At 70.8% G+C, this 25,107-nt stretch carries 19 protein-coding genes; 12 read left to right on the top strand and 7 right to left on the bottom strand.

The window, feature by feature from the left end; translation table 11 throughout:
• The first annotated feature begins 78 nt into the window (after positions 1-78).
• Positions 79-1,221, top strand: a complete 1,143-nt coding sequence (locus tag OG407_RS43465; RefSeq protein WP_405866074.1) for a DMT family transporter — start codon at positions 79-81, stop codon at positions 1,219-1,221.
• Here OG407_RS43465 and OG407_RS43460 read toward each other — a convergent pair.
• Positions 1,211-2,422: a transglycosylase family protein gene (locus OG407_RS43460; RefSeq protein WP_405866072.1), complete on the bottom strand. Its 1,212-nt coding sequence runs from the start codon at positions 2,420-2,422 to the stop codon at positions 1,211-1,213. The genes OG407_RS43465 and OG407_RS43460 overlap by 11 nt on opposite strands.
• Before the next feature lie 319 nt (positions 2,423-2,741).
• Between OG407_RS43460 and gndA the strand changes: the two genes are divergently transcribed.
• On the top strand, positions 2,742-4,181 hold the full coding sequence (gndA, locus tag OG407_RS43455) for an NADP-dependent phosphogluconate dehydrogenase (RefSeq protein ID WP_405866070.1): 1,440 nt from the start codon (positions 2,742-2,744) through the stop codon (positions 4,179-4,181).
• A 117-nt stretch (positions 4,182-4,298) separates the two neighbouring features.
• Here the strand turns inward: gndA and OG407_RS43450 are convergent, their stop codons facing one another.
• The 4 genes from OG407_RS43450 to panD all read right to left on the bottom strand — a co-directional run bounded on the left by OG407_RS43450 (position 4,299) and on the right by panD (position 6,085).
• Entirely contained in the window at positions 4,299-4,652 is a 354-nt protein-coding gene (locus tag OG407_RS43450; protein WP_405866068.1) for a VOC family protein, read from the bottom strand.
• Between the two features lie 377 nt (positions 4,653-5,029).
• Positions 5,030-5,227, bottom strand: coding sequence for a hypothetical protein (locus tag OG407_RS43445; protein ID WP_405866066.1), 198 nt, complete (start codon positions 5,225-5,227; stop codon positions 5,030-5,032).
• 71 nt (positions 5,228-5,298) lie between these two features.
• Positions 5,299-5,643, bottom strand: a complete 345-nt coding sequence (locus OG407_RS43440) for a GNAT family N-acetyltransferase (protein WP_405866065.1) — start codon at positions 5,641-5,643, stop codon at positions 5,299-5,301.
• A gap of 22 nt (positions 5,644-5,665) precedes the next feature.
• Complete coding sequence (panD, locus tag OG407_RS43435; protein ID WP_405866063.1) at positions 5,666-6,085, bottom strand: aspartate 1-decarboxylase; 420 nt, start codon at positions 6,083-6,085, stop codon at positions 5,666-5,668.
• A 212-nt stretch (positions 6,086-6,297) separates the two neighbouring features.
• Here panD and OG407_RS43430 point away from each other — a divergent pair, with 212 nt between their 5' ends.
• Positions 6,298-7,749, top strand: a complete 1,452-nt coding sequence (locus OG407_RS43430; RefSeq protein WP_405866061.1) for a purine-cytosine permease family protein — start codon at positions 6,298-6,300, stop codon at positions 7,747-7,749.
• Between the two features lie 22 nt (positions 7,750-7,771).
• Here OG407_RS43430 and OG407_RS43425 read toward each other — a convergent pair whose 3' ends face one another.
• Positions 7,772-9,661 (bottom strand): ABC transporter ATP-binding protein, encoded by a 1,890-nt coding sequence (locus OG407_RS43425; RefSeq protein ID WP_405868906.1) that lies wholly within the window; start codon positions 9,659-9,661, stop codon positions 7,772-7,774.
• Between the two features lie 162 nt (positions 9,662-9,823).
• On the opposite strand from OG407_RS43425, the gene OG407_RS43420 reads away from it, so the two are divergent.
• The 6 genes from OG407_RS43420 (at position 9,824) to OG407_RS43395 (ending at position 18,599) form a co-directional block, all read left to right on the top strand.
• Positions 9,824-10,756: a YbhN family protein gene (locus OG407_RS43420; RefSeq protein ID WP_405866059.1), complete on the top strand. Its 933-nt coding sequence runs from the start codon at positions 9,824-9,826 to the stop codon at positions 10,754-10,756.
• Positions 10,757-10,929: 173 nt separating this feature from the next.
• The gene (locus tag OG407_RS43415) at positions 10,930-12,264 is read left to right on the top strand and encodes a sugar phosphate nucleotidyltransferase (protein WP_405866057.1); all 1,335 of its coding nucleotides are present in this window, start codon (positions 10,930-10,932) and stop codon (positions 12,262-12,264) included.
• 55 nt (positions 12,265-12,319) lie between these two features.
• The gene (locus tag OG407_RS43410) at positions 12,320-13,030 is read left to right on the top strand and encodes an NAD(P)H-binding protein (RefSeq protein WP_405866055.1); all 711 of its coding nucleotides are present in this window, start codon (positions 12,320-12,322) and stop codon (positions 13,028-13,030) included.
• A 50-nt stretch (positions 13,031-13,080) separates the two neighbouring features.
• Positions 13,081-15,228 carry a glycogen debranching protein GlgX gene (gene glgX, locus OG407_RS43405; protein WP_405866053.1) on the top strand — a complete coding sequence of 716 codons (2,148 nt, stop codon included), beginning with the start codon at positions 13,081-13,083 and terminating at the stop codon, positions 15,226-15,228.
• A gap of 1 nt (position 15,229) precedes the next feature.
• Positions 15,230-17,389: an AGE family epimerase/isomerase gene (locus tag OG407_RS43400; protein ID WP_405866051.1), complete on the top strand. Its 2,160-nt coding sequence runs from the start codon at positions 15,230-15,232 to the stop codon at positions 17,387-17,389.
• A gap of 31 nt (positions 17,390-17,420) precedes the next feature.
• The gene (locus tag OG407_RS43395) at positions 17,421-18,599 is read left to right on the top strand and encodes an IS701 family transposase (RefSeq protein WP_405866049.1); all 1,179 of its coding nucleotides are present in this window, start codon (positions 17,421-17,423) and stop codon (positions 18,597-18,599) included.
• A 55-nt stretch (positions 18,600-18,654) separates the two neighbouring features.
• Here the strand turns inward: OG407_RS43395 and OG407_RS43390 are convergent, their stop codons facing one another.
• Complete coding sequence (locus OG407_RS43390; RefSeq protein ID WP_405866047.1) at positions 18,655-20,337, bottom strand: ABC transporter family substrate-binding protein; 1,683 nt, start codon at positions 20,335-20,337, stop codon at positions 18,655-18,657.
• A gap of 112 nt (positions 20,338-20,449) precedes the next feature.
• Here OG407_RS43390 and OG407_RS43385 point away from each other — a divergent pair, with 112 nt between their 5' ends.
• From OG407_RS43385 to OG407_RS43375, 3 genes are read left to right on the top strand one after another with little or no spacing between them, the layout of a single operon-like run.
• Positions 20,450-21,433, top strand: coding sequence for an ABC transporter permease (locus OG407_RS43385; protein WP_405866045.1), 984 nt, complete (start codon positions 20,450-20,452; stop codon positions 21,431-21,433).
• A complete protein-coding gene (locus OG407_RS43380) occupies positions 21,430-22,335 on the top strand; it encodes an ABC transporter permease (protein ID WP_405866043.1) in 906 nt (301 codons plus the stop codon). The genes OG407_RS43385 and OG407_RS43380 overlap by 4 nt, the downstream gene beginning before the upstream one ends.
• A complete protein-coding gene (locus OG407_RS43375) occupies positions 22,332-25,049 on the top strand; it encodes a dipeptide ABC transporter ATP-binding protein (protein ID WP_405866041.1) in 2,718 nt (905 codons plus the stop codon). Before OG407_RS43380 ends, OG407_RS43375 begins: the two co-directional genes overlap by 4 nt.
• Positions 25,050-25,107 lie beyond the last annotated feature (58 nt).

Here is a 25,107-nt window from a genome sequence, read left to right as displayed (position 1 = left end):
CGGCATCGTGTTCTGTATGAAAGCCGACCGTTCGCCGCGTGGTGCCAGAGGTACCCGCCTGACGCAGAGGAGCTGCCGATGAGCGCCCTCGCGTTGTCCATCCTGCTGTCGCTCGTCTCCGCCGTGGCCTACGCCGGCGGAGCGATCGTGCAGGAGCGCGTCGCGGTGTCCTCCCCCGACCAGGAGTACGCGCCGCTGCGCCGCCCGAGCTGGTGGGCGGCGGTCGCGTTGAACGGTACGGGCGGTCTGCTGCACGTGGTGGCGCTGGCCTACGGCCCGCTGAGCCTGGTGCAGCCGCTCGGCGCGCTGACGATCGTGTTCGCGCTGCCGATGGCGGCCCTGTTCGTCGGCCGCAAGGCCGGCTCCACCGCCTGGCGCGGCGCCATCATGGCGACGATCGGTCTCGCGGGTCTGCTGTCCCTGGTGGGGACGTCCGAGGGTCAGTCGCTGAGCACCGCCCAGCGGGTGTCCGTGGCCGTGTTCACCGGCGCGGTGGTCGTGACCCTGATGATCGCGGGCCGCGCGGCACACCGGCACCCGGCGGTGCGCAGCGTGCTGCTGGCGACCGCGTCCGGCATAGCGTTCGGCATGTCCTCGGTGTTCACGAAGACGGTGACGGTCGACTGGGACAACGGCGCGGTCTCCGCGACCGACATCCCGTTCCTCGGCGTGATCGCGGTCTTCGCGGTCGCCGGTCTGATGCTCTCGCAGGCGTCCTACCGTGGCGCGGGCCTGGCGGCTCCGCTGGCGGTCCTGACGGTCGTGAACCCGGTGGTGGCGGCCGCGGTCGGCATCACGATGTTCGGTGAGACCTTCCGCTACGGCACGACGGGCACCCTCCTCGCCCTGTCCGCCGGAGTGGTGGCCGCGGGCGGCCTGATCCTGCTGACCACGGAGCGGCTGGGCAGCGAGAGCGTACCGGCCGACACCACCACACCTCCTGTGGTGCCCTCGCCCGTCGAGGAGTTGCTGGACGCCCTCCCTGGACAGCCCGTCGGCGTGAGCGCGAACGTCGACGTGCCGGCCGCGGACATCACGGCCGGCACACCGGGCGACGGGATCCTCGTCCCGGCCCAGGCGGCGATTCCGGCCGGCGAGGGTTACGAGACCCTGGAACCGGCCGGACCCGCTGAACCGGCCGGCTACTTCGGTCCGTTCCACGCCGGGCTGTACGTGATGATGCCGGTCCACGACCGGCGCCGTACCCGAGTCAAATCTTGACGCCGCCGGCCCGCAGATAGGCGAGCGGGTCGATGTCGGAACCGAAGCCGGGCCCCGTCCGCACCTCGAAGTGCAGATGCGGGCCCGTGGTGTTCCCGGTGGACCCGGAGCGCCCGATGCGCTGCCCCTCGCCGACCGACTGGCCGTCCCGCACGGAGATCGCGGACAGGTGCGCGTACTGCGAGTACCGCCCGTCGGCGTGCCGGATCACCACCTGGTAGCCGTACGACCCCGCCCACCCCGCGCTGACGACCGTCCCCTTCTCGATGGCCTTCACCGAGGTGCCGGTGGGGACGAGGAAGTCGACGCCGGTGTGGTAGCCCTTCGACCAGGAGGAACCCTCCGCGTGGTACGCGGTGCCGATGGGGGCGTTCACCGGGGCGACGAGCGAGTGACTCGTCGTCCTCTTGTGGGTGACCTTCTCGGCGGTGTCCGAAGAGGCCTTCTTCTTCGGGGACTTGGTGGCCGGTTTCGTCGTCGTGTGGGCTGTGGTGGCCGCCTTGCCGTGCAGGCTGAGCCGCTGGCCCGGCAGGATCAGGTCGGGATCGTCCCCTACGGTGCTGCGGTTCGCGGCGTAGAGCCCGTGCCAGCCGCCGTCGACGCGCTCGGTGTCGGCGATCCCGGAAAGGGTGTCGCCGCGCACGACCGTGTACATCTCGGCGGTGCCCGCGCGGGACTGCGGTGTGGTCTGCGGCTGGACGTCCTTCACGGACCGCTTCACCACGGTCTGCGTCTTGGCGTCCTTGGCCTTGGCCTTGTGCGCCGCGGTGCTCTCGCTCCTGGTGCCGCCGACGTGGATGTCGGGGGTGCCGCCGCCACGGGTGAGCCCGGCACGCACCGAACACACCGGCCAGGCGCCGGGCCCCTGGCCCTTCAGCACCTTCTCCGCTACGGCGATCTGCTGGTCCCGGGTGGCGAGGTCGGCGCGGTGCGCGTACGCCCTGCCGCCGTAGGCCTCCCAGGTGGACTGGGTGAACTGCAGCCCGCCGTAGAACCCGTTGCCGTTGTTGATGTTCCAGTCGCCGCTGGACTCACAGGCCGCGACCTTGTTCCAGGTGCTCACATCGGCCGCCTGCGCGGTGCCCGCGCCCACGGCCGCGAGCGGGATCGCGATGCCCGCACCGCCCGCCGTGACCGTGAGCAGCGAGGCCCGGTTGATCCTGCTCGGCTGATACCGGCGGTGCCGGCCGCGTACGGCCATGGGGAATCCCCCTCCACATGCGTCAGGAGGGCCAAAAATAAGCGCCCCGAACAGGCCATGACAAGACGGCAACCGGCCTCCCTGTGGCTCAAGTGACCGGTATTCCCCGCCCGTTGGGAAACGGGTGGGGCAGGTGGGGTTGGGGTTGCGTTTCCGCGGAAGGAGCGCAGGTGGAACACCGACCGAAGGCGGACAACTTCGCACGGCCAGCACGTGCGGTCGGGGTACCGGCGGGCCAGGATGGTCAGTGGGGCAATACTGGCGAGCACGACCGGTACCACCGATGTCAGGACCTTCCTGATCTTTAGGAGCCAACCGAATGAGCACTTCAGCGCAGATCGGCGTCACGGGTCTCGCGGTCATGGGCCGCAACCTCGCCCGCAACTTCGCGCGCAACGGCTACACGGTCGCCGTGCACAACCGGACCGCGTCCCGCACCCGTGACCTGGTGGACGAGTTCGGCGGTGAGGGCGACTTCATCGCGGCGGAGACCGCCAAGGACTTCGTGGCGGCGCTGGAGCGGCCGCGCCGCCTGGTCGTCATGGTGAAGGCCGGTGACCCGACGGACGCGGTGATCCAGGAGTTCGCCCCGCTCCTCGAACCGGGCGACATGATCATCGACGGTGGCAACGCGCACTTCGCCGACACCCGGCGCCGGGAGCGCGACCTGCGCGAACAGGGCATCCACTTCGTCGGCATGGGCGTCTCCGGCGGCGAGGAGGGCGCGCTGCACGGGCCGAGCATCATGCCGGGTGGCCCGAAGGAGTCGTACGACTCGCTCGGTCCGATGCTGGAGAAGATCTCCGCGAAGGCCGAGGACGGGGCGCCCTGTGTGACCCATGTGGGTCCTGACGGCGCCGGGCACTTCGTGAAGATGGTCCACAACGGCATCGAGTACGCCGACATGCAACTGATCGGCGAGGCGTACCAGTTGCTGCGCGATGTCGCCGGGTACTCCCCCGCGCAGATCGCGGACATCTTCCGCACCTGGAACACCGGCCGGCTGGACTCCTACCTGATCGAGATCACCGCCGAGGTGCTGTCCCACGTGGACGCGGCCACCGGCAAGCCGTTCGTGGACGTGGTCGTCGACCAGGCGGAACAGAAGGGCACCGGCCGCTGGACGGTCCAGATCGCCCTCGACCTCGGCGTCCCGGTCTCGGGCATCGCCGAGGCGGTCTTCGCCCGCTCCCTCTCCGGCCACGCGGCGCTGCGCGAGGCCTCACGGGGTCTGGTCGGTCCCACGGCCTCGCCCCTGAGCGAGTCCGAGGCGGGGGCCTTCGCGGACCGGGTCGAGCAGGCGCTGTACGCGTCGAAGATCGTGTCGTACACGCAGGGCTTCCACGAGATCGCGGCGGGCAGCGAGGAGTACGACTGGAACGTCGACCTCGGCGCCATCTCCTCGATCTGGCGCGGCGGTTGCATCATCCGCGCGGCCTTCCTCGACCGCATCCGCGCCGCGTACGACGCCCGCGCGGACCTGCCGAGCCTGCTGTCCGACGAGACGTTCGCGCAGGAGATCGCGGCGGCGCAGGACGACTGGCGCGAAGTCGTCGTCGCGGCCACCCGCCAGGGCGTCCCGACACCCGGCTTCTCCGCGGCCCTCGCCTACTACGACGCGCTGCGCGCCGAGCGGCTGCCCGCGGCGCTCACGCAGGGACAGCGGGACTTCTTCGGGGCGCACACGTATCGCCGGGTGGACCGGGACGGGGCATTCCACACGCTGTGGGGTGGGGATCGGTCGGAGGTTACGGCGTAGGGAATACCCGGGCCGGGGGGCGCCGGAACACGGCCGGGCGGGCTGCCACAGCCCGCCCGCTGGAAAGGGCCACGGGTCAGGCGGGCTGCCACAGCCCGCCTGCCGGAAGACCACGAGTCAGGCGGGCTGCCACAGTTCGACGCGGTTGCCCTCCGGGTCGGTGACCCAGCCGAAGCGGCCGACGCCCTCCATGTCCTGCGTCTCCTCTGCCACGTCCGCGCCCTTGGCGCGCAGCTGCGCGAGCATCGCGTCGAGGTCGCGGACGCGGAAGTTGAGCATGGTCTGCTGGGTCCGGGACCCGAAGTAGTCGGTCCCGGACTCGAACGCCGCGAACACCGTCGGCCCGGCTTCCTGACCCCACAGCCCGTGCTCGTCGGCGTCCAGTCCGAGGCAGTCCCGGTACCAGGCGCTCAGAACCTCCGGGTCGGTGGCCCGCAGGAAATATCCGCCGATTCCAAGCACACGTTCCATGGGGGCATCCTGCCAGGACGGCGGGGCCGGTGCCGGGTGACCCGGTTCAGGGCAGCCGTCAGGTGAGCGGCGGTCCCGGTTTCGGGGTCGGTACGGGTTCCGGGCCCGGGGGGATCGGGGACGGCCCCGGGGTGGGGCCGGGGCCCGGCGGCGGCGCGGGGAGCGGTACCGGGGGCTCCGGGTCCGGCACGGGTACGGGACCGGGTCCGGGCACCGGGTCCGGCGTGGGACCGGGGCCCGGCATGGGTGCCGGGGGTACGGGGTCGGGGTACGGCTGGGTCATCGTGTCCTCCAGTCAGTGGTGAATGTCGGCTACGTCGGCCCTGGACTACTCCCCCGCGTACCCGTGACCGGCCCGGACACTCACCCGGGTGGACTCACTCACCCGGCGTGCACCGGCCGCGAGCCCGGGGGCGGGGACTCGACAGCACCGGGATCGGCGTGGCCGGAAGCCGCTGGGCCGGTGCCGTGGCCCCCTGCGCGAGGACGATCACGTCGGCACCGGTGACCGCGTCGACGGCGTCCGCGACCAGCCGGGCGCAGCCCTCGGTAGATGGGAACGGTGCGTGGGACACGAACGGTTCGTGAGACCTGCGGCCGATGCGCCGCCCCTCCTCCTCGACCAACGCCACAGTCGAACGGCGCCCTAGAACCGCCCCGGATGCGCCCTGAGCCACTCCATCGCCGCCCGCTGCAACTCCGGGTCCGCGGCGGGCGCCTCGTCAGGATGACGTTCCGCCCACTTGACGACGTACGGGCACAGCGGGGCGACGACGATGCCCTCGCGGGCCGCGATGCCGTACAGCTCGCGGGCCAGGGAACCCGCGATGCCCTTTCCCTCGTGGGCCGGTTCCACGAGCGTGTGGACCGGGACGAGGGCGCGCGCGGGGGATTCGAGGACGAAGTACTCGATGTGGCCCACGACTTCACCGTCGGCGATCGCCTCCAGGCGGCCCGCCGCCCGGTCGTCGCGGATCTCGGTCTCGCTCATGGGCTTCCTCCTGGTGCGATGGTCAGGCCGTGACGGCCTGCGGGCTGCGCGCCTGCTCCGAACCCGGCACCGGCTCGGACGGATCGGCGCCCAGGCCCACGATCCGGTTGGCGGAGTCCACGTGCACGACCCGGGGCCGAAGCGCCCGCGCCTCGGCGTCGGACACCTGAGCGTAACTGATGATGATCACCAGGTCTCCGGGATGCACGAGGTGGGCCGCGGCCCCGTTGATCCCGATGACACCGGTGCCCCGTTCGCCCTCGATGACGTATGTCTCCAGGCGGGCGCCGTTGGTGATGTCGACGATGTGGACCAGCTCGCCGGGCAGCAGATCGGCGGCGTACAGCAGGTAGGCGTCGATGGTGACGGAGCCGACGTAGTGCAGGTCGGCCTGGGTGACGGTGGCGCGGTGGATCTTCGATTTGAACATGGTGCGCAGCATGGAGGCACTCCCGAATCTAGGCTCCCTGCCTGCGTTTATGCAGGTCAAGGGCTGGTCCCTTAATTTACAGCGAGGGGCGCGCGCCAGCACAGTCCCGGGCGCCATGTATGGACCAGGTAAAGAGAGTGGTTCACAGATTCAGTTGCGGTTGCCGGGACCCGTGCGGGGGATGAATGTGGCCACACAGGCCTGATCAGCACCCTGGAGGCACCGTGACCACCGCATCAGAGCCCCGGGTGTCGGGGCTGGAGATACGTTCCATCGACTATGTCCCGCTGAACGAGCGCCACGGCAAGCTGTGGCATCTGGGCCCCCTGTGGTTCATGTCGAACGCGCAGATCGCCACGCTCGCCGTGGGCCTGATCAGCATCACCGAGGGCGGCAACCTCATCTGGTCGCTCATCGCGATCGTCGCGGGCACCCTGCTCGGCACCTTCTTCATGGCGTTCCACTCGGCCCAGGGCCCGCAGCTGGGGCTGCCGCAGATGATCCAGTCGCGGCCCCAATTCGGTTACGTGGGCGCCCTGTTGGTGTGGCTGTTCGCGTATGTGCAGTACGCGGGCTTCAACGTCTTCAACACGATCCTCGCCGGTGAGGCCCTGCACACCACGGTGCACGGCGGCACCAAGATGTGGGTGGCCGTGGTCACCGTGGTCGGCTTCGTGATCGCGCTGGTGGGCTACGACGTCATCCACAAGGCGGAGCAGTTCCTGACGTACACCTTCCTGGTCGTCTTCGGGATCTTCACCGTGGGCGTGCTGGCGACCCTGCACTACCCGGCCGGCTCCTTCGACCTCGGCGGCTTCTCCTGGACGCCGTTCCTCGCGCAGTTCGGTGTGGTCGCCGGTTACCAGATCAGCTGGGCGATCTACGTCTCGGACTACTCGCGCTACCTCCCGCCGGACGTGACCGTCCGCAAGACCTTCTACTGGACCTACTTCGGCTCGGCGCTCGGCGGGGTCTGGCTGATGACGCTCGGCGCGCTGCTCGCCGCCTGGGCGGGCAAGGACTTCGACACGATCCGCTCGATCAACGCGGCCGGCGACAAGGTGTTCAGCGGCTTCGGCGCGATCGTGCTCCTCTTCGCCACCCTGGGCCTGGTCTCCGTGACCGCGCTGAACATGTACGGCGGTTCACTGACCCTGATCAGCGCGATCGACTCGTTCAAGAAGGTCCAACCGACCGTCTCCGTCAGGGCGTTGACGATCGGGCTGACCGCCGCGCTCTCCCTGGCCGGCGCGATGGCCGCGACCGCGAACTTCCTGACGAACTTCAACAACTTCCTGCTGCTGGTGCTCTACCTGTTCATCCCGTGGACCGCGGTCAACCTGATGGACTACTACGTGGTGCGCCGCGGCCACTACGCGATCGCCGAGATCTTCAACCCCCATGGCATCTACGGCCGTTGGGGCTGGCACGGGATCATCTCCTACCTGGTGGGCTTCGGCGTCATGGTGCCGTTCTTCTCCGTCGGCACCCTCTACGTCGGCCCGATCGCGCACGCCATGGACGGCGCCGACCTCTCCCTGTTCGTCGGACTGCCGGTCGCCGGGTTGCTGTACTGGTGGCTGAGCCGCTCGATCGACGTGGAGGCCGAGATCCGGGTGGCCGAGGCGGAGGCCGAGGAGTTGGAGAACGCGGCGCACGAACACCGCGAGCCCTGACGCCCGTTACGCCGATCCTCCGTCACACCACCGCCTCCTGGACCGGTCCAATCTCCGGCTGCTTCTCGAACTGCGTGCGGTACAGCTCGGCGTATCGCCCGCCGGTGGCGAGGAGTTGGTCGTGCGTGCCGCGTTCCACGATGCGGCCCGCCTCGACGACGAGGATCTGGTCGGCGGAGCGCACGGTGGACAGCCGGTGGGCGATCACCACCGCCGTGCGGCCCTGCAACGCCTCGGTGAGCGCCTCCTGGACGGCCGCCTCCGAGGTGTTGTCCAGGTGCGCGGTGGCCTCGTCGAGGATGACGACGCGCTGGCCGGCGAGCAACAGCCGGGCGATGGTGAGGCGTTGACGCTCGCCGCCGGAGAGCCGGTAGCCGCGTTCGCCGACGACCGTGTCCAGGCCGTCGGGCAGCGACCGTACGAGATCGTCGAGGCGGGAGCGGCGCAGCGCGTCCCACAACTCGTCCTCGCTGGCGGCGGGTTGGGCCAGCAGGAGGTTGGCGCGGACCGAGTCGTGGAAGAGGTGGCCGTCCTGGGTGACCATGCCGAGGGTGGCCCGCAGGGAGGCTGCGGTGAGGTCGCGGACGTCGACGCCTCCGACGCGTACGGCCCCTCCGTCGACGTCGTAGAGCCGGGGCAGGAGTTGGGCGACCGTCGACTTGCCGGCGCCGGAGGAGCCGACGAGGGCGATGGTCTGGCCGGGTTCGGCGGTGAAGGAGATGCCGTGCAGGACCTCGGCGCCGCCGCGGGTGTCGAGGGAGGCGACCTCCTCCAGTGAGGCGAGGGAGACCTTGTCGGCGGAGGGGTAGGCGAAGCGGACCTCGTCGAACTCGACCGCGACCGGGCCCTCGGGGATCTCGCGGGCGTCGGGTTTGTCCTCGATCAGGGGCTTGAGGTCGAGGACCTCGAAGACGCGCTCGAAGCTGACGAGGGCGCTCATCACCTCGACGCGGGCGCCGGCGAGGGCGGTGAGCGGGGCGTAGAGGCGGGTCAGGAGCAGGGCCAGCGACACGACCGCGCCCGGCTCCAGGGTGCCGTGCAGGGCGAACCAGCCGCCGAGGCCGTAGACGAGGGCGAGGGCCAGGGCGGAGACCAGGGTCAGGGAGGTGATGAACACCGACTGGGCGGTGGCCGTGCGGACGCCGATGTCGCGGACCCGGCTCGCGCGCTCCGCGAACTCCACGGACTCCTCGTCGGGGCGGCCGAAGAGTTTGACGAGGGTCGCGCCGGGCGCGGAGAAGCGTTCGGTCATGCGGGTGCTCATCGCGGCGTTGAGCGTGGCCGCCTCCCGCTGCATGCCGGCCATCCGGCTGCCCATCCGGCGGGCCGGGATCACGAACACCGGCAGCAGCACGAGCGCGAGCAGGGTGATCTGCCAGGACAGGGTGAGCATCACGGCGAGGGTGAGCAGCAGTGTGACGAAGTTGCTGACCACTCCGGAGAGGGTGTTGCTGAACGCGCGCTGGGCTCCGATGACGTCGTTGTTGAGTCGGGAGACGAGCGCGCCCGTACGGGTACGTGTGAAGAACGCGACCGGCATGCGCTGCACATGATCGAACACAGCCGTCCGCAGATCGAGGATGAGCCCCTCCCCGAGCGCGGAAGAAAGCCTCCGGCCAAGAATCCCGAGGGCCGCCTCGGCGACCGCGATCAGCGCGATGAGCAGGGCGAGGCGTACGACGGTCCCGTCGTCGCCGCCCGACACGATCGCGTCGACGACATGTCCGGCCAGTACGGGGGTCGCGACGGCGAGCAGCGCGGTCACCACCCCGAGCAGGACGAACCGCGCGATCGGGCGGCGGTGCGGCCGAGCGAACTCCGCGATGCGGCGCAGCGTGGCGCGGGCGAACGGGCGGCGTTCCTGTTCTGCGGTCATGACGGTGTGCAATTGGGTCCAGGCCGTGCTCTCCATGCTCATGGGAGAGACCGTAGGACCTCAAGCGTCGTTGAGGTCAACGGATTCGCCGGATCCCCGCGCGAGGAGTGGCGCGAGGGCACGTGTAAGGGCGCGCGTAAGGAGCTGTCCCCGCTGCCGCAACCCGCAGTTGTCGTGGCGCGGAAACCCTCCAGTGATGTGAGACACGTCCGCGTCCGGCAGATCCTGTGCCTGCTCCCGCTGCTCCTGGTCACCGTCGTCGCCGTCCAGCACCGGTCCGTTCTCGTCGAGGGTTTCGCCCAGCTGCGGGCGGCGGAATGGCCCTGGCTGGTGGCGGCGGCCGGTGCCACCTGTCTGACCTGGGTCGCCGCCGCCTTCACCCGGCAGGGTGCCGTGGTCGAACGGCTGCCCGCGCGGCGGCTGTTGGCCACCCAGTTCGCGGCGGGCGCGGCAAATCACCTGCTGCCCACGGGACTTGGCGCGGGCGCGGTCAACCTGCGCTTCCTGACGGTGTGCGGGCTGCCGCTGGCCCGTTCGTCGGCCGCGCTCGCCCTGTTCCTGCTCGCCGAGTCGATAGCCCGGCTGACTCTCCTCACCGGTCTGCTGATCGCCTTCCCGGACGCCCTGCGCCTCGGAACTCTCCTGCCCGCAGGGGCACTTGGCCCGCTGCTCCTCATCATCGGTGCCGTGCTGGGCGCGGCGGTCCTGGTCCTCGTTCTGGTACGGCGGCTGCGGACGGCGATCCGGTCGTTCCTCCGTACGGCGTTCAGCGAGGCGCGTTCCGTGCACACGCGGCCGGCGCGGGCGCTCGCGCTGTGGGGCGGTTCGCTGGCGTTCCCCGCGCTCCAGGCGGCCGGACTCGTCGCGGTGGGGCAGGCGTTGAACCTGCCGGTGCCGCCCGCGCAGATGGCGCTCGCCTATCTGGCGGCGACGGTCGCGGTCGCGCTGGTGCCGACGCCGGGCGGGATCGGCTCGGTGGAGGCCGCGCTGATCGTGGCGCTGGTCGCGGCGGGCGGCCCGGTCGCGGTGGCTACGGCGGTGGTGCTGGCGTACCGGATCATCACGGTCTGGATCCCCATCATTCCGGGCGCGTTGACGCTCGGCGCCCTGGTCCGGCTGAGAGTCATCTAAATCCCGGACCCGCTCGCACATTCTTGTCAAGCAGCATCAGCCCTGGTCGAGACATCGACCAGGGCCTCTTCGCGTTCACCCCAACTACCTTGTTTTACTTTTTACTTGACTCCACATGACAGCACGAGTTGACTGAAGAGCGTTGATTTGTCAGCCGAGGAGGCAGGACTGTCATGGGGGACGAGACGTTAGGAATCATCCTGGCGGGAGGCAGGGGCGAACGCGCCAAGCCGCTCACCCTCGCCTCGGCCGACTACATCCGCAGCAAGGCCCTCATCCCGTTCGTCGGCCGCTCCGTCGTCGAATGGCTCGTCGAGGCCTGCCGCGACCAGGGCATCCGCCGCTTCTACGTGATCGCCCAGGGCGCCGAGAACCACAGCCAGATCAAGCTCGTGCTCGGCCACGGCGAACGGTTCGGCGTGGAGATCCACTACTCCCGTGCCCGCTTGGACCGGTACAACGTCGGATCGGGCGCCGCCACCCTGCACAACCTCGAACAGTGGGACCTGACGGGCCGTGCGCTGGTGCTGCCGGTGGACTCCGTCTTCGAGTTCGACCTGAACAGGCTGAACGACGCGCACGACGCCGCCGACGCCGTCGTGACCGTCGCCTCGGTCGGCCGTACCCCCGAGGAGATCGCCGGCAAGTACGGCGTGATGGAAACCTCCCCGGACGGGCTGGTCTCGGGGTTCGTGGAGAAGCCCACGCTGGACCGCGTCCACCGGATCTTCCCCGAGACATCGCTGCCTTCCTCCGTCCGCACCCTGCCGACCAACGCCGGGATGTACCTGGTGGACTGCGGCCGGCTGCGGCTGGCCGCGCGCAACCCCGAGATGATCCGGCTCGCCCAGCAGCGCCTCGACTGGGGCGGCGACCTGCTGCCCTGGCTGGTCGGGCGCGGACTGCCGGTCGCCGCCGCGCCGATCGACCGGCTCGGCGACCTCGGCAGCATCGCCGACTACCTCGCGACCCTCGGCGACGTGCTCGCCGGCCGCTACCGGTGGATGACCCGGGCCATGGGCGAACCGACGAGCACCGACCCGCCGTACTGGATCCACGAGTCCAGCCTGCGCACCAAGGACAGCGTCACCGGCACCACCCTCGCCCAGAAGATCTCCGAGGGCAGTGTGGTCATCGGCCCCGCCGTGCGCATCGGGCGCAACGCCGAGATCGGGCCGGGCGTGAAGCTGCGGTTCAGCGACATCGGTGACGGCGTCGACGTGGACGAGGGCGCCCGGCTCAGCCGGACGGCGATCGGCGACAGCGCGGTCGTCGGCCCGTACGCCCGCATCACCGACTCGTACGTCGGGCCGATGGCGCGGGTGCACTCCGAGCGGGACAACCCGGTCCGGCTCGTCCACTCCGCGATCGGCGAGGCCGCCGACCTGCGGCCCGGCACCCGGCTGTCCGGGGTGAGCGTCTATCCGCGGCTGCGGGTGCCCGCCGTCACCGGGCTGCCCACCGGCACCCATCTGACCAGCTCCGACGACATCCTGCACTGGATCTGAGCGCCCCAACTCCCCCGCCCTTTCCGGCTCTTCCGCAGCCCCCGTGGAGATCTCGATGGACAGCCCGATCGCCGTCATAGGAGGAACCGGCCGCACAGGCCGGCTCGTCGCCCGTCAACTGCTCGCCCGGAGCGAGAGCGTCCGCGTCATCGGCCGCAGCACCCAGCGCGCCCGCCGCCACACCCCGCCGCAGGCCCAGTTCTTCGCGGCCGACGTGCGCTCCCCCGACTCCGTCCGCACCCCGCTGTACGGCTGCTCGGCGGTCGTCTACATCGTGGAGCCGGGCACCGACGACGCCGGTCCCGACAGCCCCGAGACCACCCTGCACACCGGGGTCCGCCATGTCCTCGACGCCCTGCGCTCCACCGCCGCGGCCCCGCACGTCGTGCTGGTCAGCCAGCGCCATGTGACCCGCCGCGACCACCCCATGAACGCCTACGGCCGGATGCTGGACTGGCGCCTCGCCGGCGAGAACGCGGTCCGCTCCTCCGGGCTGCCGTACACCGTGATCCGTCCTGGCTGGCTGACCGACGACCTCGGCCACGGTCATCTGCACCTGGAACAGGGCGACTTGGGCGACGGCCGGGTGGCCCGCCCGCTCGTCGCCGACGCCTGTGTGCAGGCGCTGTACTCGCCCGCCGCCCAGGGCGTGACCTTCGAGATGCGCAGCGAGACGGGACCGGGCGCCTCTCCCGTGCCCTGGCAGGAACTCTTCGCCGGCCTCCGCGCCGACGCCCCGACCGCGGCCCGGGCCGCACTCACCTGAGGGTGGCCACCCATGCGTACGACACTCCGACGGACTCTGCGACCGATGCCATGACAGAACAGCTGACCTTACGCCCCGACCAGGCCACCGGCTCCCTCGGCGGCCGTCCCTCCGACGTCACCCCCGGGCGGCCACAGCCGCTGGGCCCCACCGTCGACGCCGACGGTGTGAACTTCTCGCTCTTCTCCGAACACGCCACGCGGGTCGACCTGTTGCTCTTCGAGCACTGCGACAGCCCGCAGCCGTACCGCACCATCACGCTGCTGCCCGACCGCCACCGCAGCTTCCACTTCTGGCACTGCCACGTGAGCGGGATCGGCGCCGGCCAGGTCTACGCGTTCCGCATCGACGGGCCACGTGACAACGGTGAGTTGGGCACCCGGTTCGACCACCGCAAGGTGCTGATCGACCCGTACGCGCGCGCCAACATCAACGGCCGCTGGGAGCGCACCCACGCCATCGGCCCCGGCGACAACGTCGAGAGCTGCATGCGCAGTCTGGTGGTCGACCTCGACGACTACGACTGGGAGGGCGACACCCCGCTGCGCACGCCGATGGCGGAGACCGTCGTCTACGAGATGCACGTGCGCGGTCTGACGGCCTCGCCGACCTCGGACGCCGAGCGTCCCGGCACCTTCTCCGCCGTCATCGACAAGATCCCGCATCTGCGTGAACTCGGCGTCACCGCCGTGGAGTTGCTGCCGGTCTTCGACTTCGACGAGACCCAGGTCCTGCGCACGGGACCGGACGGCACCCCGCGGCGCAACTACTGGGGCTACGACCCCTACGGCTTCTTCGCCCCGCACACCGGCTACTGCTCCAGCCCCCATCTCGCCACGCACATCACCGAGTTCCGCGACATGGTGAAGGCGTTCCACCAGGCGGGCATCGAGGTCATCCTCGACGTGGTCTTCAACCACACCAGTGAGGGCAACGAGTTCGGGCCGACGATCAGTTTCCGGGGCGCGGCCAACGAGGCGTACTACCACCTGTGGCCGCAGGACCGCTCGCACTACATGGACTTCACCGGGTGCGGCAACGCCGTCAACGCCAACCATCCGATGGTCACCAAGTTCATCGTGGAGAGCCTTGAGTACTGGGTGACCGAGCACCACATCGACGGCTTCCGCTTCGACCTCGCCTCCGAGCTCTCGCGCGGCCCGCTGGGCTACGAGATGGCGGTGCCGCCGGCCCTGTGGGCGATCGAGCTGTCGCAGGTGCTGGCCGAGACGAAGATCATCGCGGAGCCGTGGGACGGCGGCGGCCTCTATCAGGTCGGCCGGTTCCCGGGGAAGCGCTGGGCGCAGTGGAACGGTCCATTCAGGGACGACGTACGGCGGTTCGTGCGCGGTGACGCGGGGATGGTCGGCGAGGTCGCCTCCCGGCTAGGCGGCTCGGCCGACCTGTTCGCGGCCCAGGACGAACTCCCCACCAACAGCATCAACTTCATCACCTGCCACGACGGCTTCACCCTCAACGACCTGGTCAGCTACGACGCCAAGCACAACCACTCCAACGGCGAGGCCAACGCCGACGGCGCCGACGAGAACTACAGCTGGAACTGCGGCGTCGAGGGCCCCACCGACGACGCCGACGTCGAGTGCCTGCGGGTGCGCCAGATCAAGAACCTGCTGTCCCTGCTGATGCTCAGCCGAGGCGTCCCGATGCTGCTGGCCGGCGACGAGTTCCGCAACAGCCAGGGCGGCAACAACAACGGCTACTGCCAGGACAGTCCGGTCTCCTGGCTCGACTGGAACCAGGCCAGGAAGGAGAAGGAGACCACCGGCTTCACCCGGCGCGTCATCCAGCTCCGCAAGCGCTACCGCACCCTGCGCGAACCGCAGTTCTTCTCCGAACGCCTCAACTCCCGCTCCCTGCCCGACATCACGTGGCACGGCACCCGGCTCGACCAACCCGGCTGGGAGGACCCCAACGCCCGGGTGCTGGCCTGCACGTACGGCGGTTTCGACGGTGACCCCGACCTGCATCTGATCCTCAACATGTACCACCTGGGCCTCGACTTCGAGCTGCCCGAGATCCCCGGTCACCGCTGGCACCGCGTGCTCGACACGGCCCGCCCCGGCCCCGACGACATCCCGCCGCCCGGAGAAGAGGAGCTGGTCGACGGTCCCACCCACCACGCCCAGGGCCGCAGCGTCGTCCTGCTGGCGGCCCTGCCCGACGAGAAGGGCACCTGAGATGACTACCCCTGCCCAACGACGCATCCACTCCGACACCCTCGCGGGCTACGTCACGTACTACAGCCCGACCAGCCGCCGTTTCGGCCTGCGCACCTCCGACGAACGGGAGTTCACCGTCCACCTGGCGTCCAACGCCGTCTCCCGCATCGTCCGCAACCTCGGCGACGACTACCGCGACACCACCGCCGACACCGTCGACATGCTGGCCGAGGGCCGGTTCGTCTTCGCGTACGGCATCCTCTACGAGTGGGAGGGCGGCTCCCGGTTCGACGCGAAGGAGATCACCTTCCCGGAGGAGACGCGCGGCCAGTACGTCTTCGAGCACCCGAACTGGTGGGTCCAACAGGCCACCGCCATCGCCGACTTCTACCTGCGCGGCCAGTTCCCCGACGGGGTCTACGACTGGCGCGGGTTCCGCACCCACCTCACCCTCAGCGGCACCCACCTGCCGGACTTCGCCGGCGGGGACGTGCGCCAGGAGACGGACACCATCTCCCGGCTCGTCTACGGCCTGTCCACGGCGTATCTGCTGACCGGCAAGGACCGCTTCCTGGAGGCGGCCGAGGCCGGCACCCTGTACCTGCGCGAACACATGCGGGTGGACGACCGGGCCGAGGGCATCACCTACTGGTACCACGGCATCGACATCACCTCGTCCGGTCATCGCCCCGTCTTCGCCTCGGAGTTCGGCGACGACGTCGACGCGATCCCGATGTACGAGCAGATCTACGCGCTCGCCGGCCCCACCCAGACGTTCCGCATCACCGGCGACCCGCGGATCCTGGAGGACATCGACCGCACGTCCGCCCTGTTCCAGAAGTACTTCCGCGACCCGGTGCGCGGCGGGTTCTTCTCGCACCTCGACCCGATCACCCTGGACCCGAACGCCGACTCGCTCGGCCGCAACCGGGCCCGCAAGAACTGGAACTCGGTCGGCGACCACGCACCGGCGTACCTGATCAACGCCTATCTGGCGACGGGCCGTTCGGACTTCGCCGCGCTGCTTGAGGAGACCGCGGACACCATCGTGGAGCGGTTCCCCGACGAGCCGAACAGCCCGTTCGTGCAGGAGCGGTTCCACGCGGACTGGAGTCCGGACCGGACCTGGGGCTGGCAGCAGGACCGGGCGGTCGTCGGCCACAACCTGAAGATCGCCTGGAACCTGACCCGCATCAAGGCCCTGTTCGACAAGCCCGAGTACGCCACGACCGCCGAGCGCATCGCCGAGATCATGCCGGCGGTGGGCAGCGACGGGCTGCGCGGCGGCTGGCTGGACGTGGTCGAGCGGCAGCCCGACCCGGACAGCGGCATCCACCGCATGGTGTGGCACGACCGCAAGGCCTGGTGGCAGCAGGAGCAGGCGATCCTCGCCTATCTGATCCTGGCCGGCACCACCGGCGACCCGGAACAGCTGCGGCTGGGGCGCGAGGCGGCGGCGTTCTACAACGCCTTCTTCCTCGACTACCAGGACGGCGGCGTCTACTTCAACGTGCTCGCCAGCGGCATCCCCTACCTGCTGGGCACCGAGCGGCTCAAGGGCAGCCACGCCATGGCCGGCTACCACGCCCTGGAGCTGTGCTACCTCGCGGCGACCTACACCGGGCTGCTGCTCAGCAACGACCCGATCACCCTGCACTTCAAGCCCCGCCCGGAGGACCTCCCGGACCGGGTGCTGCGCGTCGCACCCGATCTGCTGCCCGCGGGCACCGTGGAGCTGACCCGGGTGTGGATCGACGACCGGCCGCACCAGGACTTCGACGGCAAGGCCCTCACCGTCCGGCTGCCGCGCGGCGACGAACCCGTCCGGGTCCGCGTCGAACTGGAGCCGGCCGCAATGCGGCTGCGGATGCGCACCACGTTCGACGGCGGCACCGCGCACGTCGTCTGCCACGGGGTGATCGACGCGGCCGAACTGGGCAAGTTCCGCCGCATATTGGCCGAGGTCATGGCCGCGACCCCGCGCCGGGTGGAGTTCCATCTCTGCGAGGTCGGGGGCATGTGCCGGCCCGCCATCAACGAGCTGCTGTTCCAGCGCACCAAGGCGGGCCTGGACGTCGACTTCGTCATCGTGGGCTGCGCGCTGCCGGACGTGGCGGACGCGTTGCTCGCGACGGACGCCTTCCTGCTGGCTGGGGGTGACGAGTGCAACCATGACTGACCTCGCGACCTTCACCCTCCCATTACCCCCGATGCACGCCCCGGGGGCCCCGCCGGGGACCTCCGCCGGCCTCCCCGCCTACTGCCGTGACCTGTTCGGCGACTTCACCCGTGCCGACCAGCGGCGCTGGGGCGAGGTGTATGTGCGCGGGCTGCTGGACGTGCCCGGGCGCAAGACGCCCGCCCGGATCTCCGAGCAGGTCCTCGGCAGGCGGGCTGTGCAGCAGATCCAGCAGTTCGTGAACCAGAGTCCGTGGGCGTCCGCTCCCGTACGGGGGCGGCTCGCCCGGCAGGTGGTGCGGGCCTCGCGGGCCGAGGCCTGGTCCGTCGACGAGGTCGTCTTCGCCAAGAACGGCGACCGGTCGGTGGGCGTCGCCCGCCAGTACGCGGCCTCCCAGGAGCGGACGGTGAACTGCCAACTGGCCCTCGCCGCCTCCCTGGTGGGGCAGGCCGGCGGGGTCCCGGTGAACTGGCGGCTGATGCTGCCGGCCCGCTGGGACCGCGACGAACGGCTGCGCGGCCAGGCCCACGTACCGGTGCAGGAACGCTGCAGGCCACGCTGGAGCTACGTCCTGGAGGCGCTCGACGAGATGCTCGACGAGTGGTCCCTGGAACCCCTGCCGGTGCTGGCCGACTGGCGCTGCGAGAGCGACCCCGACCCGCTCCTACGCGGCCTTGAGGCGCGAGGCCTGGGCTATCTCGTGCGGGCCGCGCCGCACACCCCCGTCCTGCTGCCCCGGCGGCAGGCCACCACCCCCGGGACGCGCGGCACGCTCGCCGAACTCGCCGCGCACGCGGCCCGGCACGGTGAGCGCACCTCGGTCACCTGGCACGACCCGGTCACCGAACGCATGCGGCACTCGGAGTTCGTGACGGGCCCGGTCCTGCTCCGCGCGGACCCGGCCGCCGGTGCGGTCCCCCGTCCGCGCCTGCTCCTCGCGGACTGGCCCTACGGCCGCCCCCGGCCGCGCGCCTACTGGCTGACGAACCTCCCGGCCCGCCGGCTCGCGGAGATCGTGCCGCTGGCGCAACTGCGCAGGTTCGCCGAGGAGGCGCTGGGCCGGATGCACGAGGAGTTCGGGCTCGGCGACTTCGAGGGCCGGTCCTTCCGCGGCTGGCACCACCATGTGACGCTGGCCTCGGCCGCGTTCGGCTACGACATGGTGCGCCAGCAGGCCGACGAGAGAGCGCTGACCCGGACGCGTGCCTGAACTCGCGCGCCGCGCAGGCCCCGTACGGATCCGTCCGTACGGGGCCTGCGCACGCTCACTTCTCCCAGCCGACCCGGCTGAAGTCGACGTCACCGAGTCCCGGCACCCCGTAGTTCGCCAACCCCTCGCGGACCGCGAGGATTTGAGGCCGCTGATACAGCTCGATGTCGTGGCCGAGCTTCCAGATCTCGGCGTCCGCCCGGTCGTAGAGCTTCTCGGCGGCCCGTTCGTCGAGGGTCCCGACGGCCTGGGCGAGGAGCTCGTCCACCTCGGCCGAGCCGACCCCGCCGTAGTTCTGGAAGGCCTGTCCCTTCTCGGGGCGGCGGTAGATGGCGTAGGCGGAACTGGGGTAAGTCAGGCCGGTGAAGCGGAAGATGGCGAGGTCGAAGTTGCCCTTCTCCAGGTACTGCGGCGCGTAGGCGGAGGCGGGCACCTGCTGGATGACGACCTGGACGCCGACCTGGGCGAGCATGTGCTGGACGAGCTGGGCGAGATCCTCGCCGAGCCGGTTGGTGCCCTCGCTGAGCACGAAGCGAAGGGTGAGGCTACGGCCGTTCCTGACCCGCGTCTTGCCGCTCCCCAGGCTCTTCCACCCGGCCGCGTCCAGGGCGCGTTCGGCGGCGCCGGGATCGTAACTCCCATACGGGCGCGAGTTGTCGGTGTATCCGGGCTGGTTGGTCATGAAGAAGTGGTTGCCGAGCAGCGGCACCTTCACCGGGAGCCCCTCGGCGGCGACGTCGGCCAACGCCGTGCGGTCGACGGCCTGTTGGACCGCGTTGCGCACGGCCCGGTCGGCCAGCGGGCCGCCCGCGCCGTTGAGCGTGATGTGCACCTCGTCCCACGCGGACCCGATGCGGATGTCGCTGTCCCGCGCCTTCTTCAACTGGGCATAGGCCTCGCTGGTAGCCGCGTTGACCGCGTCGACCTCACCGTTCAGGAAGGCCTGGAGGGCCGCGTCGGCGTCGAGGACACGGAAGACGATCCGGTCGAGCCGGGGCTTGGTGCCCCACCAGCGGGGGTCGGGCACGAAGGTGAGTGTCTGCGCGGTCTCGTCGATCGCGTCCAATTTGAACGGGCCCGCCGTGATGGGCAGTTGACCCTGCCAGCCGGAGTTGAAGCGCTGCGGGGTGTCATAGCCGGCGGCCGGGAAGAGCGGGGTGAACAGCCTGCGCCAGTCGGCGTACGGCTGCTTGAAGGTGACGCGGACCTCGTGCGGGCCGGCGCCCTCGCGGACGCTCGCGATGCGGTCGTAGCCGCTGGTGTCGGCGACCAGGTAGCGCTGGTCGGAGCCGGAGAGCGCGTGCCACTGGGCGGCGAAGTCCCGCCAGTCCAGGGCCGTTCCGTCGGACCAGCGGGCCTTCGGGTTGAGCCGGTAGGTGACGACCTGGGGCGAGGTGCCGGTGACGGACGCGGAGACCAGGTACTCGGGGACCACGTGCGGGACGCCCTTGACGTCACGGGCGAAGAGCCGGGGCTCGGTCATGCTGTCGACGGTCCACACGTCGTCCAACGCCCCGTCGACGTGGTCGAAGTTGAACTGCGTGACCATCTGCGAGATCGGCAGGGTCAGCGTCCCGCCCGAGCGAAGGGCGCTCGCGGGCTGGGAGTTGATGTCGTACGTACCGTAGGTCGGCAGGGCCGGGCGCCCGTCGGGGTCCGGGGAGCCGGAACAGCCGGCCACGAAGAGAGTGAGTGCGCAGGCCACCGCCCACGCCGACCGGACCCGTAATCGCTGCACCTAACGGCCCTCCCAGTACGGACGAACCGTCAACTTCCCGACCTGTCCCGCGAATTGCGGAGCCGGAGCTTAACATCACGATGTGTCACCCACATGAAGCGGAACGAGTTCCATGCTCACCCTGATCCTCAGGCGCCTGGTCCACTGCACGATCCTCTTCCTCTCCTCCGTCGTCCTCACCTACGCCCTCGCCTCCACGGCGCTCGATCCGCGCGCCTACTTCGAGGGCCGGCAACCGCCCCCGCCCAGCCGGGTCGTCGACGACGAGCTGGCCCGGCTGGGCATGGACGACCGCGCCCCGCTGCCCGAACGCTTCGGGCGCTGGGCGGACCGGGCCGTCCACGGCGACCTCGGCCGGACCATCGACGGCGAGTCCGTGAACGCCGAGTTCGGCCGCCGGGTCGGGGTGTCCGTGCGGCTGTTGCTGGTGGGGACCGCGGTCGGCACGGCGGTCGGGGTGCTGGCCGGCGTGTGGGCGGCGGTACGGCGCGGCGGGCCGGGCGACCGGGCGCTCACGGTGTTCTCGTTCGCGGTGCTGTGCGTGCCGACGTTCGTGCTGGCGCTGCTGCTGAAGACCGGGGCGCTGGCGGTCAACCGGGCCGCGGGCAGCACGGTCATCCTGTACACGGGCGAGCACACACCGGCGCTGCAGGGCGACTGGGTGGCCCAACTGCGCGACACGGCGGCCCACTTGCTCCTCCCGGCGATCTGCGTGGCCATCCCCGCGATCGCCTCGTACAGCCGCTACCAGCGCGCCGCGACCCTCGACGTACTCGGCGCCGACCATCTCCGCACCGCCCAGGCCAAGGGGCTCACCCCGGGGCGGGCGCTGCTGCGGCACGGGCTGCGGATCTCGCTCGTCCCGGTGTCGGTGTTCTTCTCCTTCGGGATGCTGACCCTGTTCACCGGGGCCGTGTTCACCGAGGAGATCTTCGGCTGGCCCGGTATGGGCAGTTGGCTCGTCGACTCGGTGCAGAAGGGCGACGTCAACTCAGTGGTGGCGATCGACCTGTTCGCCGCGGCCGTCGTGCTGCTCGCCGGGCTGCTGGCCGACGTCGTGCACGCGCTCCTCGATCCCCGGGTACGGCAGCCGTGACGGGCGTCGGCGGTCGGGGAGGCCGGGGCCGGACGGTGCTGCGGCGGATGGTGCGGCGGCCGGGGGCGTTGTGCGGACTCGCGGTCCTGCTGGTGCTGTTCGCGCTGGCCTTCGCAGGGCCGTTCATCAGCCCGTGGACGCACACGGACGTCGACTACACGGCGCTGCGGCAACCCCCGGACGCGCGGCACTGGATGGGCACGAACCGGATCGGGCAGGACGTGTTCGCGCAGGTGGTGCGGGGGCTGCAGAAGTCGCTGCTGATCGGGTTGCTGGTCGCCCTGTTCTCCACCGTGCTGGCGGCGGCGGTGGGTGCCTGCGCCGGCTACTTCGGCGGCTGGACGGACCGGGTGCTGATGTTCGTCGTGGACCTGATGCTGGTCCTCCCCGGCCTGCTCGTCCTGGTGGTGGTCGCCCCGAAGTTGCGCGACCGGGGCTGGATCGCACTGGTCGGGCTGCTGGCCCTGCTGGGCTGGATGGTCACGGCTCGGGCGGTACGCGGCATGACGCTGTCTCTGAAGGAGCGTCAGTTCGTGGTGGTGGCACGGCTGATGGGGGTCTCCTCTCTCCGGATCATCTGGCGGCATGTGCTGCCGCACACGGCGTCGTTCCTGATCATGGACGCGACGATCGCCGTGGGCGGGGCGGTGATCAGCGAGACCGGGCTGTCATACTTCGGCCTGGGCGTCCAGCCGCCCGACGTCTCCCTCGGCACGCTGATCGCGGACGCGACGGATGTGGCGCTGGTGTATCCGTGGATGTTCTTCTTCCCCACGGGCCTGTTGATCGCGTTCGTGCTGGCGGTCAACCTGGTCGGCGGAGCCCTGCGCGACGCGCTGGACCCGACGACGACGGACTCGGCACGGCCGTCCCGAACTCACCTGTGCGGGATACCCAGTTGACCGCCGTCCTGGAGGTCCGTGGCCTGACGGTCGCCGTCGGAATGAAACGGCGTCCCCCGCTGCCCGTGGTGCGCGGCGTCGACCTCACCCTCCGACGCGGTGAAGTCCTGGGCCTGGTGGGCGAGTCGGGCACCGGCAAGACACTCACGGCGCTGGCCCTGATGGGTCTCGCACCGCCGGGTGCTCAAGTCACCGGCTCGGTACGGCTATTGGGCGAGGAGCTACTCGACCTCCCGGTCAGGGAGTTGGCACGACTCCGCGGCAGCCGCATCGCGATGGTCTTCCAGGACCCGCTGCACGCCTTCACCCCGGTGCAGCGGGTCGGCGACCAGATCGCGGAGGCGCTGCGCATCCACCAACACCCTCGCCCACGCCGGGAGTCGGCGCAGCGGAGGGCGGTGGAACTGCTGGACTTCGTAGGCGTGCCGAGGCCGGGGTGGGCGGCGCGTGCCTACCCCCACCAGCTCTCGGGCGGGATGCGCCAACGGGCGATGATCGCGATGGCGATGGCCAACAACCCCGACGTCCTGGTCGCGGACGAGCCCACCAGCGCGCTCGATGTGACCGTCCAGGCCCAGGTGTTGGAGTCCCTGGCCGCCGCCCGGCGCGAAACGGGCGCGGCGCTGCTCCTCGTCACTCACGACCTGGGGGTGGTAGCGGGCACGGCGGACCGGGTCGCGGTGCTGTACGCAGGCCGTATCGTGGAAACGGGCCCGGTAGAGGCGGTCCTCACCCGCCCCCGGATGCCGTACACCCTCGGCCTGGTCGGCTCGGTACCCCGCCCCGACACCCGCTCCCCCCTCACCCCGATCCCGGGCACGGCCCCCACTCCGGGCACCGCGTCCCCCGGCTGCGCCTTCGCCCCACGCTGCCCCCTCATGGAGCCGGACTGCGTCACGTCGGACATCCAACTCCTGGGCGTGGACAGCCCGTCCAGGGCCGGCCTCGCGGGTTTCGACGCCCACGAGGCGGCTTGCCGCCGGGTCCGGTTGGTGGCGCAACGGACGGCGGTGGAACTGTTCCCGCCGGGCGGGGAGGTGGGTGGGGGTGCGCGGGGTGAGGGCGGGTCGGGGAACCCGGCGCCGTTCGGCCTTGGCGACGGGGACTTGGGGTCGCGGAGTCGGACCCTGCCGCCCGCACCGGGCAACGGGGCCCCTGGGTCAGGGGAACACACCCCACCGTCCGCACCGGGCGACAGGACCCGAGGGCGACACAGAAACACCACACCGTCCACGCCCGGCACCGGGAACCCGTGGCCATGGAAGCGCAACACACCGCGCACACCTGGCAACGAGAGCCCAGGGTCCACACCCTCCACACCCGACCACGGGAACCCGGCGCCGCACGAACACACCGCACCGTCGGCACCCGACCACTGTGACCCGGAGTCGCACGGACCTACCGCACCGTCCGCACCCGGCACTTGGAACCTCTGGCTACGGAGACACAGCACACCTCCTGCCCCCGGCAACGAGAACCCAGGGCCGCAGGAACGCACCGCGCCGTCCACATCCGACCACGGGAACCCCGCGCGGCACGGACAGGCCGCCCCCTCCGAACTCAGCCACGGGGACCTGGAGTCACCGGCACCATCCGCACCCGGCACCGGAAACCCGGAGCCGCACAGACGCACCCCACCGACCTCGCCCGCTCCCCCCTCCCCCGGACTCGTCCTCCGCGTCACCGGTCTGGCCAAGTCCTTCACCCCACCCAGCGGCCGCCGCCGTCACGAGCGCACGGTCGTCGCCGTGGAGGAGGTCGACCTGGAGGTCCGCCGCGGTGAGACCCTCGCGCTCGTAGGCGAGTCCGGCGCCGGTAAGTCCACGGTGCTCATGGAGATCGTGTCGCTCGCCGCACCCGGGACCGGGACCGTGGAGATCCTCGGGCAGGACGTCTCGCGGCTGACCCGGCGGACGGCACGGCTCCTGCGGGGGGCCGTACAGATCGTGCCGCAGGATCCCATGTCGAGTCTCGATCCGCGGATGCCCGTGGGCGACATCATCGCCGAGCCGCTCCACGCCCGGCGGGTGCCACGGGACGTCGTAGCCGCGCGGGTTCCTCGGTTGCTCAGCCAGGTGGGCCTGGATCCGGCGGACGCGGAGCGGTATCCGCATCAGTTCTCCGGGGGGCAGCGGCAGCGGGTCGCCATCGCCCGGGCGCTGGCCGTCGAGCCGGCGTTGTTGCTGCTCGACGAACCCGTGTCCGCGTTGGACGTGTCCGTGCAGGCGCAGATCCTGGATCTGTTGCTGCGGCTGAAGCGGGAGTTGGGGCCGGCCTATCTGTTCGTGTCGCACGATCTGGCCGTGGTGCGGCAGATCGCCGACCGGGTGTCGGTGATGTACGCGGGGCGGACCGTGGAGACGGGGCCCGTCGCCGAGGTGTTCGACGCGCCCCGGCATCCCTACGCGCGGGCCCTCCTGTCGGCCGTCCCGCTGCCGGACCCGGTCGCCGAACGTGCCCGGCGCCGGATCGTGCTGCCCGGCGACCCCCCGTCCGGGGTTCCGGTCACGGCGGGGTGCCGGTTCCTGGCCCGTTGTCCGGTCGCCGCGCTGCTCGCGCCGGGGCGGCGTACGCGGTGCGAGAAGGAGATTCCGCGGGCTACTCAGGTCAGCGTCGCCGGCACGCACACCGTGGCCTGTCATTTCCCGCACGGTGGAATGCCCTGGCAGCACATACGGACAGACCGGGGGACGTCCGGCCGGCCGGGGTACTGACCGCCGGACCGTCCACCGGTCCACTGAGCCTGAAGTGCGTTGTCCGTACGGGCCTCGC

It is taken from the genome of Streptomyces sp. NBC_01515 (assembly GCF_045040345.1).
In the GTDB taxonomy this organism is placed as follows: domain Bacteria; phylum Actinomycetota; class Actinomycetes; order Streptomycetales; family Streptomycetaceae; genus Streptomyces.
The sequence above is the reverse complement of the archived record's forward strand: the minus strand, read 5'-3'. Positions and strand labels throughout refer to the sequence as shown.

What these genes read in the sequence shown, in the direction of transcription:
- OG407_RS43465 (WP_405866074.1), top strand. Translation starts at nt 79, where the DNA reads ATGAGCGCCCTCGCGTTGTCCATCCTGCTGTCGCTCGTCTCCGCCGTG.
- OG407_RS43460 (WP_405866072.1), bottom strand. Translation starts at nt 2,422, where the DNA reads ATGGCCGTACGCGGCCGGCACCGCCGGTATCAGCCGAGCAGGATCAAC.
- gndA (WP_405866070.1), top strand. Translation starts at nt 2,742, where the DNA reads ATGAGCACTTCAGCGCAGATCGGCGTCACGGGTCTCGCGGTCATGGGC.
- OG407_RS43450 (WP_405866068.1), bottom strand. Translation starts at nt 4,652, where the DNA reads ATGGAACGTGTGCTTGGAATCGGCGGATATTTCCTGCGGGCCACCGAC.
- OG407_RS43440 (WP_405866065.1), bottom strand. Translation starts at nt 5,643, where the DNA reads ATGAGCGAGACCGAGATCCGCGACGACCGGGCGGCGGGCCGCCTGGAG.
- panD (WP_405866063.1), bottom strand. Translation starts at nt 6,085, where the DNA reads ATGCTGCGCACCATGTTCAAATCGAAGATCCACCGCGCCACCGTCACC.
- OG407_RS43425 (WP_405868906.1), bottom strand. Translation starts at nt 9,661, where the DNA reads ATGGAGAGCACGGCCTGGACCCAATTGCACACCGTCATGACCGCAGAA.
- OG407_RS43415 (WP_405866057.1), top strand. Translation starts at nt 10,930, where the DNA reads ATGGGGGACGAGACGTTAGGAATCATCCTGGCGGGAGGCAGGGGCGAA.
- OG407_RS43410 (WP_405866055.1), top strand. Translation starts at nt 12,320, where the DNA reads ATGGACAGCCCGATCGCCGTCATAGGAGGAACCGGCCGCACAGGCCGG.
- glgX (WP_405866053.1), top strand. Translation starts at nt 13,081, where the DNA reads ATGACAGAACAGCTGACCTTACGCCCCGACCAGGCCACCGGCTCCCTC.
- OG407_RS43400 (WP_405866051.1), top strand. Translation starts at nt 15,230, where the DNA reads ATGACTACCCCTGCCCAACGACGCATCCACTCCGACACCCTCGCGGGC.
- OG407_RS43395 (WP_405866049.1), top strand. Translation starts at nt 17,421, where the DNA reads ATGCACGCCCCGGGGGCCCCGCCGGGGACCTCCGCCGGCCTCCCCGCC.
- OG407_RS43385 (WP_405866045.1), top strand. Translation starts at nt 20,450, where the DNA reads ATGCTCACCCTGATCCTCAGGCGCCTGGTCCACTGCACGATCCTCTTC.